Source organism: Shewanella sp. MR-4 (assembly GCF_000014685.1).
Lineage (GTDB): Bacteria > Pseudomonadota > Gammaproteobacteria > Enterobacterales > Shewanellaceae > Shewanella.
The window spans coordinates 4,469,914-4,488,180 of sequence record NC_008321.1 but is presented as its reverse complement, the minus strand read 5'-3'; the positions used below and the strand labels follow the sequence as shown (position 1 = coordinate 4,488,180).

The window sequence follows — 18,267 nt, the reverse complement described above, 5'->3', positions numbered from 1 at the left end:
AGAACTCCTAATCAAAATGGGCGAGGCGTAAGGGGAATAGTCTAAGGATTTGCCAAACTGGTGTAATCGAAGGCCTCTCTTTCCCAATGCTATGGAGAGTCAGTGTGCAATAAATAAACGGATTGGGTCACGTTAATTTGGGTTAATTTACGTTGTTTTACGTCTATGAAGCCGAAATTGTTGTGCCTTTTGTTTGGCTGTGATCTTTGTGTTTGCCTGAGGTTTGTTTTTGGTGTTATTTGGTTATCTTAATGTTTTTGCTTAATTATTTGTTATTCCGACTGTAACGTATTCTTTGTTTGTTGTGCAATATGTGCGAAAATTTAGCCGATATTTTGATTGGTTTTGGCTAAAACTGTAAATTTACGACGTTAACTGCCTGCCTCTCATCATTACCTTCCTTCACTGCTGTGTAAAACCGTAGATACCAAAATGAACTCATATTCGCTTAAACAAAAGATCCTGATTTCGGTCGTGATCGCGCTCTCCCTCGTCATCGGCTCACTGTCATGGCAAAGCTATTCCAGTCAAAAGTCATTGTTGCTGCAAAATAGCCTAGAGCAAGTGCAGCGCTTGGGTGAACAACAGGCCGAGCGCATTCAAGAGTGGCTAGCAGGGCGCCAAGATATCGTTGGGGCATTAGTCTCTAAGGTGGAAGGTAACAGTTTAAGTGCATTACAGCAGGCGCAGGCCTCTGGGCGATTCCAGCTGACTTATTATGGTACTGAGACAGGGCAGATGTTGGACTCAGATCCAAGCATCGACCGCACGGGTTACGATCCGAGAACGCGCCCTTGGTATAAACAGGCGATGAATGAGCGCGGTCTTATCCTGACAAAACCCTATGTTGACGTGGCCTATAACGTGTTAGTGGTCACTATGGCACAGGCGACCTCGCAAGGTGTGGTGGGGGGCGATCTCTCAATTGCGAGCCTAGTCGAGAGCGTGAATCGCATGACACTCCCCGCCAATGGCTATGCGATCATGATGCACAAAGACGGCACTGTGATTGCTTACAAAGATGCTTCAAAGGCCATGAAGCCTGTCGGCCAAATCGACAACGATCTGAATCATGATTTACCGCAGCAGAGCCGCCAAGCGGGAACCTTGCTGCCCATGTATTTTGAGAATGAGGGCCGCGACAAGTTAGTCTGGGGCGTCGATATTCCCAATACCGATTGGGAATTGGTGATAGTGCTGGATAAGGAGACTCTTGAGGCACCTCTGACCGATCTTCTGTTGACGCAATTTGGACTTTCCGCCGTTGTATTACTCCTGAGCGTGTTGGCGATTTCCTGGTTGGTTAATCTATTGCTAGGTCCACTCGGACGCGTGTCACAGGCACTGGCACGCATTGCCGACGGCAATGGTGATTTAACTCAACGCATCGAGGTCGACACACAGGATGAAGTGGGCGTGCTAGCTGATAGCTTTAACCGTTTTGTCGGCAGCCAGCACCAACTCATCAGCCATATTCGTCAGTTAGCCAGTGAGCTAGATGCGGATGCCGAGCGCAGTCTTAAAACCAACCATATTGCCGTGGCAGAGTTGCAACGTCAGCAGCAGGAAGTGGCTATGGTGGCAACGGCGGTGACCGAAATGGCAAGCGCGACCAATGAAATTGCCGCCAATGCGGAAAACACTGCGACAGCGGCGCAGCAGTCGGCCGCGAGCAGTTTCCAAGGCAAAGAGCTGGTCAATAAAACCCGCAGCTCGATCAATTCCCTAGCCGATGAAGTCGCTCAGGCAACAGACGTGATTGAAGATTTAAGTCGCCATGCACAGTCGATTTCTAGCATTTTAGCGACTATTCAAGGGATTGCGGAGCAGACTAACCTATTAGCGCTCAACGCGGCGATTGAAGCTGCCCGCGCGGGTGAGCAGGGCCGTGGTTTTGCCGTGGTCGCCGATGAGGTGCGGGTATTGTCGCGCCGGACTCAAGATTCGACCCAAGAGGTACACGCGACCATTGAAACCCTGCAACGCACCACAGCAAAAGCCGTGAGTTTGATGGAAAGCAGTCAAATGCTCGCTGGCAACAGCGTCGAAGATGCGAATGCCGCGGCAAAGGCGTTGGAAGAAATCACCCAAGCCGTAAATGTGATTTCGGATATGGCAGGCCAAATTGCCACTGCCGCCGAAGAGCAAACCCAAGTTACGGGGGAAATCACCCAAAATACTGTTGCGATCAAGGACGTGACCGACGAAATCACCGAGGCCGCGAAATCGGATCTGACTCAAGCCCAAGGATTAAAGGCGCGTGCAAACGATCTTAATGCACAGGTCGCGACTTTTATTCTCTAAGTGTGTTGAGTTCAATAAGCCCGGGATACGCTTGTGCCCTGGGCTTTTTTATGGCTTTTGTCCTAAGGTTGCATAAGCTTTTCAACACTTTGGCAGATGGTATCACGCATCCATTTATGGCCTTGGTCTTCATCGTTGCGCTGATGCCAGAGCAGCACATAGGCCATAGGGATAAATTCAAAGGGCAGAGGCAATAGCCTCAGTGGATACAGCTTGCATGCGTGCAGTGCAAAGCTCGACGGCAAAGTGAAAATTAAATCACTGTGGGCACAGATGCTGGCCGCGCCATAAAAATCGGGTACAGTCGTGCTGATTTTGCGCCTGTGGCCAAGGTCGGCCAGAAAGTAATCCAGCGCCCACCAATCACTCCCTTCACAACGAACCTGCACATGTGCCATATCCAAGTACATGGATAAATCCCATTGGGGCGAGGTGAGTGCAGTCATCAAGGGATGATCTTGGCGCACCAAACACACTTGCCTGTCGGTAAACAGGGTTTGGCAGCTAATGCCATCTGGGAGTCTGTCCGTTTGCGAGTCCGACAGTGGGTGTAGATCCCGCCCCGAGATCCCAAAGTCAATTTGCCCCTGCTGCAAATCGTGCATCGATTTCTCGGTCCACACATAGGAGTCGAGCTTCAGATTCGGTGCAGTGCTTAACAATGGGCCGATAAAATAGGGAATTAAGGTTTCGTAGGCGCTTTCAACCATGGCAAAGGAAAACTGCCTGTTACTGCTGGCCGGCGTAAACGTCGGTGGCTGAGTGAGTTGATATAAGTCCTGCAAAATATTCGGCAATTTAAGCCCAATATTGAGCGCATGTGCCGTGGGTTTTAGGCCGTGGGCAGTGCGTTGGAACAGGGGATCATCTAGAGTTTCTCGCAGGCGATTCAAGCTCTTGCTCAATGCCGACTGGCTAATATGTAATCGACTCGCTGCGCGGGTGACGCTCTGCTCTTCGAGCAAAACCTTCAATATCACCAGTAGGTTGAGATCGATTCTGGCTAAGTTGTCGAGATTCATAGATATTCCTTAAAGGAAATTCACTTTGGAAATTATACCATTTCTGTTCATACCTTGAGTTATTTAAAATAGCGCCCACTGAAATACTTTTTACTGTTTAACCGAGATAAGTTTTATGCGGCGCAATCTGTTACCTATTTTGATGTCTTTGGTGCTACTTAGCCCTCTGGCAATTGATATTTACCTCCCTTCTATGCCCACTATGGCGGCAGAGTTCGCCGTGTCTGCCAGCGAAGTACAGTCCACCTTAGTACTGTTTTTATTTGCTATGGGTGTGGGACAGGTATTGATTGGCCCCTTGGCCGACCGTTATGGACGTCGCCCCGTGGCACTCTTTGGTGTGTTGCTGTATGGCGCGAGCAGTTTGCTCGCCGCTGCTGCGATTGAATTTCACTGGTTACAACTTGCTCGCGTGTTGCAAGGGTTAGCGGCGTGTTCAACTTCGATTGTGGTCTTTAGCGCTGTGCGTGACTGTTATTCGCCGAAGGAAGGCGCCCGTATTTACAGTTACTTAAACGGTGCTATTTGCGTTATTCCTGCCTTGGCACCTACCCTTGGCGGACTATTAGCCATGCAATTTGGCTGGCGCTCGACCTTTGTGTTTATGACGCTATACGCGATTTTGATGATGCTATTGGTGGGCTATCGTTTACCCGAAACCCGTCCGGCCAATACCGTTAGCACAGGCCCATTGTACCGTTGGAGTCGTTATAAGCCGGTGCTGAGCAATACCCATTTCTTGTTTTATGCCTTTGCCTGTATGTCGGCGATGGCGGCAATTTTAAGTTATGTGTCTTACTCTCCCGTGTGGCTTATCGGCCATTTAGGGGTGTCTGAGTTGGCATTTAGCGGTTTGTTCGGTTTGAACGCTGTAGTCAATATTGTGGCCTGTTTTGCCGCGCCGGTGGTGATCCGCAAGTTAGGCAACCGTCCAACCGCCATCCTTGCCTTAGTGCTACTGGTGCTCTCGGCGGTATTGATTATCGCGGCGCAAGCCTTTGGTCCGAGTGTGGGTATGGCTGCCGCCTTTGCCTTTATGCTACCTATGATGTTGTTGTGTATCGGTTTTGCTTTCTTATTAGGCCCTGCGACCAGTATGGCACTGTCAGCCTTTGGTGAGCGTGCAGGAACAGCAACGGCGATGTTAGGTTTTATTCAGATGAGTGGTGCATCGGTGATTGCTGGATTGGTACAGCAAACAAACCTGACCGCCCCCTATGCAGTGGCCTTAGTAATGGGAGTATTTTCTGTCGGATTACTTTCAATGATGGCGCTCAGCCGCTTCGACCACTGGCACCAAGAGCAATTAGCCGCAGAGCATTAATTCGCCCTAAACGGCTAACCCAAAACACCCTTTGCCCGTAGCTTATTTGACCATAACTACGGGCATTTTTTATGGGTAATGCGAGCTGTTATACTGCAGGATAAACGTTTTATAGAGAGTTTGCTTTGAGTCGCCACTATTGTCCTATTTGCTGTTATCCGATGAATGCGTGCCTCTGCGCCCATGTGCAGCCGATACAGCCGCAAACGCAGCTAGTGATATTGCAACACCCCTCCGAAGTCGAGCATAAAAAGAATAGCGTCAAGGTGTTAAGTCTAGTAATCCCCAATACCCAAGTATATGTGGGGGAGACTGAGGCGGATTTTGCCTTATTGCGCGAACAATTGATGAATGGCGAACGCCCTGTCTATCTTGTGTATCCCTCTGAGCAGAGTGTGAGTGTCGAACAACAGAAGCTTTGCGCCGATTGTGTACTGTTGTTGATCGATGGCACCTGGCGCAAAGCCTTTAAAATCTTGCAGCTCAATTCATGGTTGGCTCAATTGCCTGCGGTGCACTTGGGCGAAGGTTATGCATCAAGATATAAGATCCGCAAATCGAGTCGCAGTGACAGTTTATCAACCTTAGAAGCGAGTGCTTATATGCTAAAAGCACTCGAGCCGGATTTAGATGTGTCGCCTCTATTGAATGCCTTCGATGCTATGGTGGAGATGCGCATTCGGGCGATGCCAGCTCAGGTAAGGTTGCGTTATCAGGGCGGAGAATAAGTGTTTTTAAATTCTTACGTTTTTGAGACCCCGTACGAATTAAAATAGTTAAAATCTTATTCAGATCACGCTAACGTAACGTAAAACAAGGTTTAATAGCGGTGATTCATTTGCAGCGCAAATGATGAGATAGCTTTGCCAGCCAATTGCTTTGCAGGGGAGTGATTCCATTCTTTATGGTGTGCTGGCAGGGCTATCGAGCCAATGAGTCAATTCGTAAAAATCCACCCATAAACCAGTCAATTATCACCGCGTTGCAGCTCAACCTTAAGCGATACACCTTTCGGCTAAAAAGGCTTGAGTAAACTGTTCAACCGAGCTGGGATAGCCAAACAAAAAGCCTTGCGCAAAACCTTGTCCCATATGGGTAATGATGTCTTTTTGCTGCTGTGTTTCAATGCCTTCTGCCACAAAGTGAATGTCGAGAGCCTGTGCTAATTGCACTATGGCATGGCAAAGTTTTTGTCCCGAGGCATCATGTAAACGCAGAGCAAATTCAGCATCAATTTTGACACTGTCTATCGGTAAGGTTCCTAAACGGCTGAGTGATGAGAGACCTGTGCCAAAGTCGTCAATGGCGATGCCGACACCTAAGGCTTTGATGCGCTCAAGGGTCTGGCGCGCTAACTCGGGTTGACGTAACAGCGCTGACTCGGTGATTTCTAAAATCAGCGCTTCGGCGGGCAGGGCGACCATTTCTAGGGCGCTAATCACTTGGCCGACAAAATCCACATGCTCCAACTGTAAGGGCGATACGTTAACCGACACTTTAAAATCAGGCTGATAACTCGCGCGCCATATGGCGGCCTGCTTACAGGCTTGCTCCAGTGCCCATTGCCCAATGGTAATAATCAGCCCTGTTTCCTCGAGTAAAGGGACGAACTCGGCCGCTTCATAATGCTCGTTGGGGGATTTTTGCCAACGCAGTAACGCCTCGGCACCTATGGGCTTATTGGTATGTAAATCCACTATCGCCTGATAGGCAAGATTGAACTGTTTGAGGCTATGGGCATGCCTTAGATTGTTGATAAGCTTTAATTTAAGCTCAGCTGCTTGGCTCATCACCTTGTCATAAAAGACTAAGTGCGGCTGATTTTTCTTCGCGCTATACATGGCGGTATCGGCTAAGCTAATCAGCTGTCCCGCTTGATCGCTGTGGGTTGGGAACAGCGCGATACCAATACTGGTACCGAGGAAGAACTTCTGCCCTTCGATTTCAAATGGACTGTCGAATAGGCTCAGTATTTGCTCGGCAAATAATTGAATTTCTTCCTTACAGCTGCATTCCTGCAGCACTAAGGTAAACTCATCGCCCCCCATACGGGCGATATCGGCCTTCTCAATGCAGCCCGCTTCTAAACGCGCGGCCACCAGTTGTAACACCCTGTCACCCATGGAATGACCAAAGCTGTCATTGATGTTCTTAAAACCATTGAGGTCTAAAAACATCAGTGCGCCGAGGGCGGAAGGATCATCCTTCAGTTTATCGAGGGCGCTATTGAGTATTTGCTTGAGATGATAACGGTTCGGCAACCCCGTTAATGTGTCGTACATAGCACGGGTGGTGAGCTGCGTTTCGAGCAGTTTTTTGGTGCTGATATCGCTGAAAATATTCACATGATATAGGGCGTTGTCATCGGTCTCGATTCGGCGACTGCTCTGCCATGCAGGAAAGTGGCTCCCGTCAGATCGCTGTTTAAGCGTCTCACCATGCCAAAATCCCCGAAGTTTCATGGCGGCTTGGCAATCGGTTTCTTGCCCTGGTGGCAGGAGTTTGGCCTCTAAAAACTCAGGGGTTTTACCGATCAATTGCTCGGCACTGTAACCGCAGATACGGCACATAGCCTTGTTTACGGCCAATATGCGATTATCAGCATCGGTGATGTAAACGGCCTCGGCACTCTCTTCAAGTGTGGTCGCCATAATTTCCCGTGGGATATGGGCAAAGCCATCGGAGATCGACGGCCGAACTTGAGTTCGACGGTTGAGGGCTTGTAGCTCAACGAGCACTACGGCTTGTTGCTGTAAATAACAAGGGTAGAGTCTTACCTTGGTGGGGAGTTCTTTACCCTGTTGGCTCAGGTGGAGCCAACTAAATTCGACATGGTTCCCCGATGCCGCCTCAATAATCATTTCCCGTGCAAATTCAACGCTATTGCGTCCGGAGGATTGGATCCTAGGTGAAAAGTCATAGGGCGTGGTATTCACTAAGGCATCGTATTCGGTGCCAAAGTAATCGAGGGTGGCGCTATTTGCGCTAATAAAACTAAAGCCTTGGATTAGGGCGAGGGGAGTCTGGTGCGGATCGGCTTGCCAGCATGACAGCTTATCTTGCAATACAGGGTCATCTGTACTGAGTTTATTGAGCAAGTGTTGCCATCTGATCATTTAGGATACTCCCTTGTGACGCAAATTAAGGTCACATCCTATAGCTAGGTACTTCGTTTATAACGAAATTAATTCAAATAGTACATCATTCCAGCGAGGTTAAAATAAACATAATCGAGGTTTTGCTCAAATAACAACTAAAAACTGACAGTCTAAGATAGCTGATTTTCAGCGACTTACACGAAAATCATTCTAACTCATCACTGCAAAATACGGTTTTATGCTATGTTTTGCCCTGAATACCCAGTTTGCCGTGTCAATCAGCCGAGGAAGGACTCTAAGGAATATCGGATGCAAAAACTTATCCCCACTATCGCATTAAGTGTCGTTGTCGGCCTAGTATTACCTACCGCGCACGCGGCTGATCAGCCGAAACCACGGCTGACCTTAGAGCAACGGGCCGATAAGGCGCGCATCGACTCGCAGCGTATCGAGCAGGCGCAGCTTGAAAAGGCCCGCCGAGCCGCCCAAGAGACCTCGGCACGGGAAGAAAAAATCCGCCAACAGTCCAATCCGCAGGATTGGGAAGCCCAACAAAAGCTTAAGGCTCAAAAGCAGTTCGATGAAAGGGAAAGCCGCGAGCAAAAATATCTGCAAGAAGCCAAGGAAGCGGCCGCCAAAGAGCGTAAAATCCCCAAACCTTAGTTATTTTTTTACATTAAGGGCAATATTCACCGTTTGCCCTTTGATTCTGCTAGGAATTGCCGTTGAACACCTGCCCCCTTTGCCACAGTGCCGATTTAGTGGCTTACCACCAAGATAAACGCCGTCGTTACCAACAGTGCCAGCAGTGTGCCTTGGTGAGCGTGCCTGCCGAATTTTATCTGAGTCCTGCAGCCGAAAAGGCTGAATACGATAAGCACGAGAATCACCCGCAGGATCTTGGTTATCAGCAGTTTCTAGACAGAACCCTCGCCCCCTTGTTGAGCCGCTTTGCGCCAACGGCATTGGGGCTCGATTTTGGGTGTGGTGAGGGCAAGGCGTTGAGTCTGCTGGCGCAAACGCGGGGTTATCGGGTCGAAAACTACGATCTCTATTACGCCAACCACCCCGAGTTACTCACGCGGCAATACGATTTCATTACCCTAACAGAGGTCATCGAGCATGTGAGTGATGCCGATGCGTTACTGACCTTATTAAATTCCTTGCTCAAACCCAAGGGCATTTTGGCCGTGATGACGAAGCGAGTGCTCAATCCCACGGCCTTTAGCACTTGGCATTATAAAAATGATCCCACCCATATTAACTTTTACTCCGAAGCCACCTTTCAATGGCTCGCCGAGCATTACGGCTGGCAACTGGAAATCATCGACAAAGACGTCGTGTTTTTGCATCAAGCTAGTTAACCTGAACTCAGGTTAACTAATGCGCTTGGGGCTTTTGCTGCCGCAGATAAGTTGGGATCTGTAAGTTTTCTAAATCGAACTTGGTTGGTGCAGGCTCGGCGATGGATATTGCCTGACGCTTAATAAAATCATGCACATTGATATAGTTGTCATTGACAGCCTGGATAGGAGTTTGAATTTCCGGCGGAGCGAATCCAATCCCCGTTGCTATCACCATGATTTCGAGCTCCGATTCGAGGTTCGGGTCGATAGTGAGCCCAATAATCACTAGGGCATCCCGCGGTAATTGCTCATGTACAGTTGCGCCGATTTGGTTGTATTGACTGAGCTCTATCGTGTCTTTTGCGACAACACTGACAATTGCCGCTTGTGCTTGATTGAGTTCAATATTATCGAGCAAAGGATGTTGCATGGCGCGTTTAACCGCCGAGATCAGATCCTCGTCGCCCTGAAGGCAGCTCACGCCCATTGCGGCGCGACCTTGACGGCTGATAACGGAAATAAAGTCATTTAAATCAATATTGATAAGCCCAGCTTGGCTGATGGTATTGGCAAGCCCCAGTAACACATCCTGTAAAATTTTATTGCTCTCTTTGAATGCATTAAGCAGGGTCACTTTGGCGCCAAGCACCTCGGCAAGCTTATCGTTGGGGAGAACGATAACGGCATTGGCGCTCTCCAATAATTCCTGCAGTCCGGCTTCGGCATTGGTCTTTCTGTGCTGGCCCTCAAAGCTAAAAGGCATGGTCACAACGGCGATAACAGGTTTGGTTAACTCACGAGCGAGCTTTGCCACCTGCGGTAGCGCGCCCGTACCTGTGCCGCCGCCTAATCCCGCCGTGAGAAACACGATATCGCTATGCTGCATTTGTTCAGTTAATGCCTGCGCCGACTCAATCGCTGCTGCGCAGCCGACATCGGGCTTGGCGCCTGCGCCTAAGCCTTTCGTCGTTTGTGGACCAATTTGAATGCGGTAATGGCTGCTGGTGGCTGCCATGGCTTGGGCATCGGTATTGACGGAAATTAATTCTACGCTGGATGGCAGATTGACTTGGCTGAGTTGATTAATGGTATTACAACCACAACCTCCGACGCCGAATACCGTTAATTTAGGCATGGCGCCAGTGGCGGTTTCATGAATTAGTTCAAACATAGCACTCTCACAGTTAGCAATGGTAAAGCAAGACTAACCTTGAGTTGCGACTCAGCTTGTCGCATCAATGCGATAAACAGTTTAACGGTATTTCGCCGCCATTTTTTTGCTGAGGGCGGCAAAGTGCTCCCGCAGTTTTACCGGTGCCAGCACCTCCACGGTATCGGCCATTTCCCACAATGCTGCGCGCAGCTTTGGGGTATCAGTGACTTCTGCGACTACATAAAAGCGGCCATCCTCGCGTAATTGCATGGTCTGGTTATCGCTAAACTTGGCTTCGCGCATGATAAAACTCGCCTTATCGGAGAGCAGCAGTTCGAGACGCATCTTCTCGCCACGCGAGCCCTGTGCGGTTTTATTGATATCAAAATCGGCACTCTTAACCGCCGCGCTGGGCAATAGCTGCGCGTTACGCAGTAAGCCAATCGGTTTGTGGTGGCGGCGCTTATCAAAGCTGCCAATGGTAAAGGCGAGTAGCGCCACCCCATCGCGGATCAAAATACCTTGTGGATTAATGGGGTTGTAATGCAGCCAATGCATTTTGCCATTGATCCATTTTTTGATATCGCAGCGAATTTGTTTCTTATCCAAAATCGCTTGCTGTATGACCTCTAAAGACTGAGGTTGGTGCTGCGGCAGGATAAAGGGGTAAGGCTCGGGAAGCTGTGCGACTCGGCACGCCCAATAGAGCCAAGGGTTTTCGGGATCGCTAGCCAGCACCTGATCGGCCCTGTCGAAGTAGGGCTGTAGTTGTTGCAAGCTTTGTGGTGGCATCAACTGACTGGCACTGCGCTTTAAGGTGGTTAAAGCCAGCGCCATATGTTGGTCCATTAGATCTAGGTTCAACCCGCGCCAGCAGGACTCAATCGACCAACCATAGGGCTTGTTTCTATCATCGAGGCGTAAGCCAAAGGTGCCCATTTCATACATGGCCTTTAAATCCCTTTGCACCGAACGCTTACTGATATCCTGCGTGCGGTTTGCCAGCCGCTCGACTAATTCGTTCACCGAGATTTTACGTGGCGCCCGCGGGATTAAGCTCAGTAGTGTCACTTGGCGTTGAAAGTTAGGCTGCATGATGAATTTTTCGATGTTTAGCGGAATAACATTATATTAATCAAAGGCTGCGACAAAAGCTGTCGCAGGTTTTGTATGGTGTGTGAAAATCTTTCAAAATCCCGACTGACTCACCTTATGCGAGTAATCGCATTGTCTCGGCTTTTGATTTCATAAGACCATCAACAATGGATTGTCGGCATATTTTGCAAGCCGCGTGATTTACACTGAGTGTAGTAAAACATTCACTGCGTAATGTCTCCTTACTATTAAATCTATTAACAATTTCTCAATGTCCGTGTAGTTTAGATAGCTTATAAAAACAACAATAGGTTATCGCTATGACTGTACTCTCGGTATCGCGCGCGTTATCAACATCCTCTGTAGCTACATCCTTTGCACCTTATTCCCGTTCACTCGGTGTGAGTTCATCCAAACTGACTAAGAGCTTGCTCGCTTCCATCGTCACCTTGAGCTTAATGGGTGCAGGGGTAAGCACTGCCTATGCGGCGCAGCCCGATGCGGCTAAGTTGGCGGCGGGTGTGGAGCAAAAGGTGATCGACTGGCGCCGTGATTTGCACCAACATCCTGAGTTATCTAATCGCGAGTTTCGCACCAGCAAGATTATCGAAAAGCATCTGAAATCCCTCGGATTAGAAGTGCAAACGGGCATTGCCCATACTGGCGTTGTAGGCATCTTAAAGGGCGGTAAACCCGGTCCCTTGATTGCGATCCGCGCCGATATGGATGCTTTGCCCGTGACCGAAGTGGTCGATGTGCCTTTTGCCTCTAAAGCGACAGATACCTATCGCGGTCAAACCGTAGGGGTGATGCATGCCTGCGGCCACGATACCCATGTGGCTATGTTGATGGGGGTGGCCGAGAATTTAGCGAAAGTCAAAGATAGCCTTGCCGGTGATGTGATGTTTATCTTCCAACCCGCCGAAGAAGGTGCGCCCGATGGTGAAGAGGGCGGTGCGGAATTAATGCTAAAACAAGGGCTGTTTGCCAAGCGTAAACCCGACCAAGTGTTTGGCATGCATGTGACTTCGAGTATGCCAAGCGGCATGATTGGTGTGCGTAGTGGCCCTGCCATGGCGAGTGAAGATTCCTTTACAATCAAAGTGAAAGGTCGCCAAACCCATGGTTCGCGTCCGTGGAATGGTGTCGACCCTATTGTCGCCGCGGCGCAAATTATTACCAATGTGCAAACCATTGTCAGTCGTCAGGTGGATATTACCAAAGCGCCCGCCGTGGTGAGTTTTGGCGCAGTCAATGGCGGTATTCGCTCGAATATTATTCCCGATGAAGTGGAGCTGATTGGCACCATCCGCACCTTTGACCAACCTATGCGTGCCGATATTAAGGTGCGCTTGGCCGAAATCGCCGAGTTATCGGCAAAAACCTTAGGTGCCACAGCGACAACCGAAATCCATCAAGGTTATCCCGTGGTGGTGAATAATCCTGAATTGGTCGCCAGTATGCGCCCAGTGCTTGCCAGTGTGGTCGGCGATAAGATGCTGATTGAGCCAGGATTAATCACAGGTGCCGAGGACTTTTCATTCTATGCCCTAGAGTCACCTGGGATGTTTTTCTTCCTCGGGGTAACACCCAAAGGCACAGATCCTGAAACGGCGGCCAGTAACCATTCTCCCGCCTTCTATGTGGATGAAAGTGCGTTAAAAGTTGGTGTTGAGGCCATGACCAAGGTTGCCCTTACGGCACTTAAGGCGCAATAAACCGCTTAAGCCTTATTCCGTCAGCTTTTCGGTATAACTTGAGCTTACAAAAAATCGGCGTGGGAAGGTCTTCCCACGCTTGATTTGCTAGGCAATTTGCCTTCATATGTGGATTTTTACAGCAAGGAGCGAACAAGATGAAGCGCACGCTATCGGCGCTGGTGTTGGCGATGGGACTCTTTAATCCCTTAAGCCAAGCACAGGCCACAACGGCAGAAGACATCAAGAGTTTTACGCTAGCCAACGGCATGAAAATCATGGTGCTAGAGGACTCTTCTATTCCCAATGCCAACATGTATCTGTTTTGGAAAGTCGGTTCCCGCAACGAAGTTCCGGGGATTACCGGTATCTCACACTTTTTCGAACACATGATGTTTAACGGCTCGAAAAAATACGGCCCTAAGATGTTCGACCGTACTATGGAAGCCGCTGGCGGGGCTAACAATGCCTACACCACAGAGGATATGACGGTCTACACCGACTGGTTCCCAGCTAATGCGCTAGAAACCATGTTCGACCTCGAGGCCGACCGTATCGCCAACTTAGATATCAATCCCGATATGGTTGAAAGCGAGCGTGGCGTAGTACAGTCGGAGCGTTCGACTGGGCTTGAAAACTCCAACTGGAATACCCTCGAAGGCGAAGTTAAAGGCGTGGCCTTTTTAGCGCACCCTTACTCTTGGTCTGTGATTGGCCATGAGTCGGATATTGCCGCTTGGACCTTAGAAGATTTAGTGCAATACCATAAAACCTACTATGCGCCGAACAATGCGGTCGTAGTGATTGCCGGTGATGTAAAGCTGGCTCAAGTTAAGGCATTGGCGGATAAGTATTTTGCGCCAATCCCCGCGCAAACACCGCCTAAAGCCGTGCGTACCGTCGAGCCTTTGCAAAAGGGGGAGCGCCGTACCTTCGTACAAAAAGCCTCGGTCAGTACACCTAACGTAATGTTGGCGTACCATGTGCCAGCGGCGACCCATGCCGATTATTATGCCTTGGATCTGCTCAGCTCGATCCTAAGCCAAGGTAATAGCTCGCGTTTATATCAAGCGCTGGTGGATAAGCAAGTCGCGCTCGAAGCCGAGACCTATATGCCGATGTCGGTCGATCCTAACCTGTTCTATGTGATGGGCGTAGCCACGCCTGAAGTGAATGCTAACACCTTAGAGCGTGCGCTGATCGAACAAATTAATAGCATAGTGACCAATGGCGTGACTCAGCAAGAGCTAGATAAAGTCAAAAATATCAAGTTGATGGACTTTTATCGTGCGATGGAAACCATCAATGGTAAGGCCAACACCATAGGCACCTATGAAATGTATTTTGGTAGCTACGATAAATTATTTAATGCGCCAGAGGCCTATAACAAGGTAACGCCTGCGGATATCCAACGTGTTGCCCAAACCTATTTACGCAAATCGAATCGCACTGTTGCGGTATTGGCGGCAAACGAGGAGTCGGATCAATGAAATTCTCCTTTGTTAAATCATCCTTTATAGAATCATCTCTGCAGCCGACTAAGTTAATGGTCGCATTAGCCCTAGGCACTAGCTTAGCCTTATCCGGCTGCGCCACCACGGCACCAAAACGAGTCGATACTGGCAGCTTTGCCATGCCAAGTTACGACAAGTTAGTGCTAGATAACGGCCTAACAGTGTATTTAATGCCACAGCGCGAAGTGCCGTTAATCACCCTAAACGCGGTCGTGCGTGCCGGGGCGGTAAACGACACCACAGCGGGTATCGCCCAAATGACCGCCGAAGGTTTACTCCTTGGCGCGGCGGGTAAATCCAAGGCCGAGATTGAGCAGCAAGTGGATTTTCTCGGCGCTAGCTTAGGGGCCGAAGCCGACAAAGAAGGTAGTTATCTGGCCGCCGATTTTATGGCGAAAGATACCGATGTCATGCTCGGCCTATTCAGCGCCGCGCTATTAAGCCCCGACTTTGATTCAGCAGAATTCGACAAGCTTAAGCAGCGCGCCATTGCGGGTTTACAGCAGGATAAAGAAAGCCCGCGCGCCGTGATTGGTCGCTACTTCGATAAACTGGTGTTCGGTGCCCATCCTTACGGTAATGCCTCATCGGGTAATCGCGAGTCACTTGAGCAAGTCACAGTGTCGCAGCTGCGCGCCTTCCACAAAAGCTACTATCAACCTGCAAATACCGCATTAACTGTGGTGGGGGATTTTGATGTGGCAGCGATGAAGGCCAAGCTAACCCAGACTTTTGGTCAGTGGAAAGGCAGCGAAAAACTCGTTCAGCCCGACTTAAACCAAGGTTTACCTAAGTTAACTGAGGCCAAAGTGCTGCTGGTGGATAAGCCAGATGCGATGGAAACTACCTTTGTTATCGGTGGTTTAGGCATTAGCCGTGATAACCCAGACTATGTGGGGCTAACGGTAGTGAACACCATTTTAGGTGGTCGCTTTACCTCTTGGCTGAACGATGAGCTGCGGGTGAATGCGGGGCTAACCTATGGCGCGCGCTCCGGTTTTAGTCCTTATACCGACTCGGGCGTGTTTACCATTAGCACCTTCACTAAGACGGAAACCACTCAAGAAGCGATTGATTTAGCGCTGAAAACCTATGCTCGTTTATGGGAAAAAGGCGTCGACCAAGCGACTCTTGATTCGGCTAAGGCCTATGTTAAAGGTCAGTTCCCGCCTAAGTTTGAAACCTCGGGCCAATTGGCTGGACTCTTATCTGGCATGTATCTCTACGGCTTCGATGATAAGTTTATCAATGAGTTCCAAGCCAAAGTGGACGGCTTAACCTTAGAAGAAACCCAAAGGTTAGTGAAAACTTACTTCCCACAAAAAGACCTGCAGTTTGTGCTGATTGGCAACGCCAGCAAGATAGCGCCTATCGCGGCCAAGTATGGCCAAGTGCAAACCGTTGATATTAATGCGGTGGGTTTTGGTCAGTAACCACTGGCGTTAGTGTATTTCGCCCAATAAAAAGGTCTGCATAGTGCAGACCTTTTGTTTTTCTGTTCTAGGTGTTATTGCGCACCGGGCTTAGCGTAATGAGTCATCCAATCCTTCACTTGGTTATACCAATAGATGGAGTTGTTGGGTTTCATGATCCAATGGTTTTCATCGGGAAAATAAATCATCCGCGATTCGACATTACGTGTTTGCAAGGTGCGGAACAGCTCAAAACCTTGGCCGACGGGTACGCGATAATCGAGTTGCCCATGGCTGACTAAGGTTGGAGTGTTAAAGTTGGCGGCAAAGTAATGGGGCGAAATGGCTTTATACAGCTCAGGATTATCCCAGTAGTTACCAAAGCGAGTGCTGTGGACGGCAAAGTCCGCCGACATTTGTGAGTACATGTCGTACACCGCTGCGTGGATCAGCAGCGCCTTGAAGGGATGCGGCTGACCTAAAATAATCGAGGTTAAGTAGCCGCCATAGCTGGCGCCGCCGGCGACCATACGATCGCTATCGATCCAACTTTGTTGCTTAAACCAGTCTGCGGCTTTGAGCACATCTTCGAGGGATTTGTTTTTCCAATCTGGGTTAATGGCATCGGCAAACTCTTGTCCAAAGCCGCTAGAGCCGTGGAAGTTTGGCCAGGCGGTGACATAACCCCACGAGGCGAAGGTTTGTGCGTTCCAGCGGAAGTGGAAACCATCGCTAATGGCGTTGTGTGGGCCACCGTGGATCAACATAAATAGCGGGTACTTCTTGCTGCGATCGAACCCAGGTGGATAGTGCACCCACATTTGAATATCTTGGCCCTGATAACCCTTGTAGGTGACCGACTCATAGGTGCCTAAATCGACATCCTTTAAAATTTCGTCGTTAAACTGCTCTAAACGCTCGGTTTTACCATTGCGAGGGTTGATGCTGACTAAACGCGCGGGATACAAAAAGCTCTGATTGGTCGCAATCAACTGACCATCTTTAGCGATAGCTGGCTGGCTAAAGTCGGTGGCTTGGGTGATGGCCTTGGCCTTACCGCTCTTGGCATCGATATGATAAATACGGTTTGTCGCTGCATCATCAATGCTGGCATAGAAGCCCTTGCTGTCGGGTGTCCACTCGAATTGAGACACTGAGCGATCCCAATCCGCGGTGAGCGTGGTGAGTTTGCGACTGCTCACATCCATCAGCATCAACCTTGCGGTATCGGCATAAAATCCGGGGATTTTTTGGCGAGTAAAGGCGAGGGTATTGCCGTTAGGGCTAAATGTTGGGTTTAGATCCGGCGCTGGGTTATCTGGAGTGATGTTTTCAGCCTTGCTGCCGCCAATGGTGGCGAGGAACAGATCTAACTTAGGGTCGACGCGATTATCCGAACCATAGGTGCTGAAGGCAATTAAGCGTTCATCGGGGGAAATATCATAACTTGAGCTGCTTTGGCTTGAGCGTGGCAGTTCATGGCCTAACGGCTGAGTCACGGCTTCAACCGCGCCGCCTGTGGCTGGGATCCTAAATACATGGGCCTGACGGCGCTCATCTAACCAATGATCGAACTGCGAATAGGGCAGCGCATTCCACTGGCGGGCGGAGACTTTATTATCTTTGTCTGTTTTAAGCTGGGCCTTCATTTGCTCCCAGTTCTGCTCAGGGAAGATATTGCTGATAAAATACAAATGCTTGCCAACCCACTTGATGCCATTGACGCCGGTGGGTATATCCGTGAGTTTGCTGGCTTCACCCGGGCCATCCATAGGTAACAGGTAAATTTGGCCCGCGTCATCATCGTTACGTTCGCTGATAAAAGCTAAGGTTTTGCCGTCTGGCGAAAATACTGGCTCGCTGACTTTTAAGCCTTTGGCGGTAATCGCACGGTTATTTTTACCTTCACCGTCGAAGCGCCACAGTTGGGTTGAGCCCTTGTCTTCCTTAAGGTCGTATTCAGTCACAGGCGCAATAATGTGCTCGCCCGTGGAGGATACCACTGGGCTACCTATGCGTTTGAGTTGCCAAAGTAATTCGACTGAGAGTGGTTTGCTGGCTTCTGCAAATGCCGTGCTGAGGGGCATTAGCAGACTCAGCAGTATAATTCCTGCCTTCTTCACTAGATGTCTCCTTATCATTCAGAGTGTTATCGTTATTTTTCCCATTAAACCCCAAAGTATAAAAACCGAGCATGAAATCAAGCTGAGTCTGTGAAGGTTGAGACGGACTTTTATGTAAGTAACTGTAACCACAGGCCGCATTTTGATGACGAGGTATGACTGACATGGCGCAAACTGTC

The 18,267-nt window shown here is 49.4% G+C and carries 13 protein-coding genes; 8 read left to right on the top strand and 5 right to left on the bottom strand.

Translation table 11 applies throughout. The annotated features are described in order from the left end of the window. Positions 1-432: 432 nt before the first annotated feature. Positions 433-2,304 carry a methyl-accepting chemotaxis protein gene (locus tag SHEWMR4_RS19595; RefSeq protein ID WP_011624473.1) on the top strand — a complete coding sequence of 624 codons (1,872 nt, stop codon included), beginning with the start codon at positions 433-435 and terminating at the stop codon, positions 2,302-2,304. A gap of 62 nt (positions 2,305-2,366) precedes the next feature. Here the strand turns inward: SHEWMR4_RS19595 and SHEWMR4_RS19590 are convergent, their stop codons facing one another. After that, positions 2,367-3,326, bottom strand: coding sequence for a LysR family transcriptional regulator (locus tag SHEWMR4_RS19590; protein ID WP_011624472.1), 960 nt, complete (start codon positions 3,324-3,326; stop codon positions 2,367-2,369). A gap of 115 nt (positions 3,327-3,441) precedes the next feature. Between SHEWMR4_RS19590 and SHEWMR4_RS19585 the strand changes: the two genes are divergently transcribed. Both SHEWMR4_RS19585 and SHEWMR4_RS19580 read left to right on the top strand, forming a co-directional pair. Further along, positions 3,442-4,650 carry a multidrug effflux MFS transporter gene (locus tag SHEWMR4_RS19585; RefSeq protein WP_011624471.1) on the top strand — a complete coding sequence of 403 codons (1,209 nt, stop codon included), beginning with the start codon at positions 3,442-3,444 and terminating at the stop codon, positions 4,648-4,650. 125 nt (positions 4,651-4,775) lie between these two features. Beyond that, positions 4,776-5,378 carry a tRNA-uridine aminocarboxypropyltransferase gene (locus SHEWMR4_RS19580; protein ID WP_041408921.1) on the top strand — a complete coding sequence of 201 codons (603 nt, stop codon included), beginning with the start codon at positions 4,776-4,778 and terminating at the stop codon, positions 5,376-5,378. A 267-nt stretch (positions 5,379-5,645) separates the two neighbouring features. On the opposite strand, the gene SHEWMR4_RS19575 is transcribed toward SHEWMR4_RS19580, so the two are convergent. Beyond that, positions 5,646-7,766 carry a putative bifunctional diguanylate cyclase/phosphodiesterase gene (locus SHEWMR4_RS19575; protein WP_011624469.1) on the bottom strand — a complete coding sequence of 707 codons (2,121 nt, stop codon included), beginning with the start codon at positions 7,764-7,766 and terminating at the stop codon, positions 5,646-5,648. Positions 7,767-8,057: 291 nt separating this feature from the next. Here SHEWMR4_RS19575 and SHEWMR4_RS19570 point away from each other — a divergent pair, with 291 nt between their 5' ends. Together SHEWMR4_RS19570 and SHEWMR4_RS19565 are read left to right on the top strand one after the other, a co-directional pair. Beyond that, positions 8,058-8,411 (top strand): hypothetical protein, encoded by a 354-nt coding sequence (locus tag SHEWMR4_RS19570; RefSeq protein WP_011624468.1) that lies wholly within the window; start codon positions 8,058-8,060, stop codon positions 8,409-8,411. Between the two features lie 62 nt (positions 8,412-8,473). Next, positions 8,474-9,112 carry a class I SAM-dependent methyltransferase gene (locus SHEWMR4_RS19565; RefSeq protein ID WP_011624467.1) on the top strand — a complete coding sequence of 213 codons (639 nt, stop codon included), beginning with the start codon at positions 8,474-8,476 and terminating at the stop codon, positions 9,110-9,112. A gap of 16 nt (positions 9,113-9,128) precedes the next feature. On the opposite strand, the gene ftsZ is transcribed toward SHEWMR4_RS19565, so the two are convergent. Further along, positions 9,129-10,265 (bottom strand): cell division protein FtsZ, encoded by a 1,137-nt coding sequence (gene ftsZ, locus SHEWMR4_RS19560; protein WP_011624466.1) that lies wholly within the window; start codon positions 10,263-10,265, stop codon positions 9,129-9,131. A gap of 81 nt (positions 10,266-10,346) precedes the next feature. Next, complete coding sequence (locus SHEWMR4_RS19555; protein ID WP_011624465.1) at positions 10,347-11,342, bottom strand: helix-turn-helix transcriptional regulator; 996 nt, start codon at positions 11,340-11,342, stop codon at positions 10,347-10,349. A 320-nt stretch (positions 11,343-11,662) separates the two neighbouring features. Here SHEWMR4_RS19555 and SHEWMR4_RS19550 point away from each other — a divergent pair, with 320 nt between their 5' ends. The 3 genes from SHEWMR4_RS19550 (at position 11,663) to SHEWMR4_RS19540 (ending at position 15,986) form a co-directional block, all read left to right on the top strand. After that, positions 11,663-13,060, top strand: a complete 1,398-nt coding sequence (locus SHEWMR4_RS19550; protein ID WP_011624464.1) for an amidohydrolase — start codon at positions 11,663-11,665, stop codon at positions 13,058-13,060. A 137-nt stretch (positions 13,061-13,197) separates the two neighbouring features. After that, positions 13,198-14,529 (top strand): M16 family metallopeptidase, encoded by a 1,332-nt coding sequence (locus SHEWMR4_RS19545; protein WP_011624463.1) that lies wholly within the window; start codon positions 13,198-13,200, stop codon positions 14,527-14,529. Then, positions 14,526-15,986 (top strand): M16 family metallopeptidase, encoded by a 1,461-nt coding sequence (locus SHEWMR4_RS19540; RefSeq protein ID WP_011624462.1) that lies wholly within the window; start codon positions 14,526-14,528, stop codon positions 15,984-15,986. The genes SHEWMR4_RS19545 and SHEWMR4_RS19540 overlap by 4 nt, the downstream gene beginning before the upstream one ends. 74 nt (positions 15,987-16,060) lie before the next feature. Here SHEWMR4_RS19540 and SHEWMR4_RS19535 read toward each other — a convergent pair whose 3' ends face one another. After that, on the bottom strand, positions 16,061-18,088 hold the full coding sequence (locus tag SHEWMR4_RS19535) for an alpha/beta hydrolase family protein (RefSeq protein WP_041408920.1): 2,028 nt from the start codon (positions 18,086-18,088) through the stop codon (positions 16,061-16,063). Positions 18,089-18,267 lie beyond the last annotated feature (179 nt).